General features: G+C 76.8%; 1 protein-coding gene and 1 pseudogene. Both read right to left on the reverse strand.

Going from position 1 to position 2212, the window contains the following annotated elements; translation table 11 throughout:
- On the reverse strand, positions 1 to 679 hold a 679-nt coding region (locus AB0K09_RS32765), incomplete at its 3' end, for a PucR family transcriptional regulator ligand-binding domain-containing protein (protein ID WP_366069036.1).
- A gap of 90 nt (positions 680 to 769) precedes the next feature.
- Positions 770 to 2212 (reverse strand): annotated as a pseudogene (locus AB0K09_RS32770) (ATP/GTP-binding protein); the annotation flags it as partial.

Consider the following 2212-nt stretch of genomic DNA (forward strand, 5'->3'; position numbering starts at 1 on the left):
CGCGGTCGGTGCCCTCCTCGCCGTCGCCGGCGTCCGCGTCCGCGCCGACCACGGCGGTGGCGGGGGCGGGCCGCTCGCGCAGCCGGGCGACGTCTGCGGTCAGCCGGCCGGCGCGGCGGGCCGCCCAGTCGGGCGCGGCGGCGACGACCCTGCCGGAGGCGTCGTAGAGCGCGGCCCAGCCGTCGAGGTGCGTGGCTAGCCGGGCGAGCAGGGCGGCGGGCCCCTCGGGGGCGAGGGCGGCGCGGGTCAGCTCGCGCTGGGCGTCGAAGCCCTCGGTGACGGCGCGGTACTGCTCGGCGGCGATGGCGGCGGAGACCGCCTTGGTGATGGCGATGAACGGGGTGCGGCGGGGCACCTCCAGCAGCGGCAGGCCCTCCGCCTCGGCCGCCTGCACGAGCGCGTCCGGCACCTGGTCGTAGTTGACGCCCACGGCGAAGCCGAGGCCGACGACGCCGGCGCGGACCAGCCGGCGGACGTACCGGCGCATCGCCTCGGCGTCCTCCGGGTCGATCTTCATGGCGGTGATCAGGAGCAGTTCGCCGCCGTCCATCCAGGCCGCCGGGTCGGCGAGCTCGCTGACGTGCGCCCACCGGACGGGGGTGTCCAGCCGGTCCCGCCCCGCGAGCACGGTCAGCTTCAGCGTGGAGTGCTGGAGCAGGGAGGCGAGCGTGGGCGGCATGGGGCGCGGAACCTTCGAGCGGGGGACGGATGGATTTCGCCGTCGCGTATGAACAGCGCCCTTCAATTCTGCCAGAGCGTAGGACTGCGCTCAGCTTGTCGGACCGCCGCCGAGCTCGACCAGCAGCGGCGGCACGTGCTCGCCGCGCACGGTGGTGAGCGACAGCACGGCGTGCCCGGAGGGCAGCTGGTGGGCGAGCTCGGATGCCGACCAGCGCTGCCGTTCGACCTGCCGCACGGTCACGGCATCGGTCGTGACGGCCTTGCCGGTGACGAGCTTGCGCAGGGCGTGCACCGCGCGCATGAGCGGCTGCTGGGCGAAGACCGTGTGCTGGGCGACTTCCCGGGTCTCGATCCACTCGGTGCCCCACACCTCGGTGAGGCGCTTGCCGTCCCAGGTGGTGACCCCGGAGAGCGCGGCGTGGCAGCCGACCGCGCCGAGCAGCGGGATGTGCAGGGCCTCGGGCACGTCGGCGATGCCGCGCAGGCCGAGCACGACCCCGGCGTTGGCGGACCGCAGGCCCTGGATGCCGCGGACGGTCTCGGTGGTGAGGGTCCGGGTGGCGTCGTCGAGGACCAGGCAGGTGAAGAGGGTGCGGTCGGTGCGGGCCGGGGCCAGGGCGGTGAACTGGGCCAGGATCAGCCGGGCCAGCAGGCGGGACGCCTCCTCGTGGCCGCGCTCGGGCAGGTCGACGCGGACGCGCAGCGGGTGGTGCCACAGGGCGCGCAGGGAGAACGGCCGCGCCTTCTCCCCGCCCCCGAAGAAGCCGGCGAAGACCGGCCGGTCCAGGAGCGCCGCCCGGTCGGCGAGCAGCGGGCAGGGATCGGCCGGCGAGCCCATCTGCCGGACCCGGGCGGCGAGCTCCCGCTGCATCGCGTGGTGGCCGCCCGCGTCGAGCGCCTCGCGCAGGGCGGTGAGGACGGCCGGGGTGCCGTGGAGGAGTTCGCAGAGCTCGGGGACGGCCGGGAAGCGGCCGCGGGCCGCCCGGTAGGGGCCGAGCAGCTGGGCCAGGGCCGTCGCCGCCCGGCGGGTGTCGACGGCGTCCAGGTCCCCGACGAGCCCCTCGGCCAGGAAGGCGGCGGCCTCGTCCGGGTCGTTCGTCCCGCCGTACAGATCGAGGTCGTGCGGGGAGGCCGGGTCGCCGAGCCGGATCACGACGTCGTACGCCGCGTCGGGGCCGAGCGGCGTCCCGGCGGCGCAGACGACGAGAACGCCGGCCCGCCCGGCGAGCGCCTGCAGGGCCAGGGACTCGACGACGGGCCGTACGATCCGCCGGGTCTTGCCGGCTCCCGGCGGGCCGACGGCCAGCAGCGAGGTGCCGAGCAGGGCGGGCTCCAGGGCGAGCCCGGAGGTCCGGCGCGCGTGGGGGTTGCGGTCGTGGTCCGCGCAGGTGCCGATGCGCACCTGGCCGGCCAGCAGGTCGTGGGTGGCCGTGCGCTCCGGCAGGTCACGGTCGCCGGACGGGTGCGCCCAGGCGGCCGCGCCGTCGCGCAGCACGGTGGCGCGGAAGGCGGCGAGCCGGGTGGGGTCGGT

It is taken from the genome of Streptomyces sp. NPDC049577, assembly GCF_040675635.1.
Taxonomy (GTDB): Bacteria; Actinomycetota; Actinomycetes; order Streptomycetales; family Streptomycetaceae; genus Streptomyces.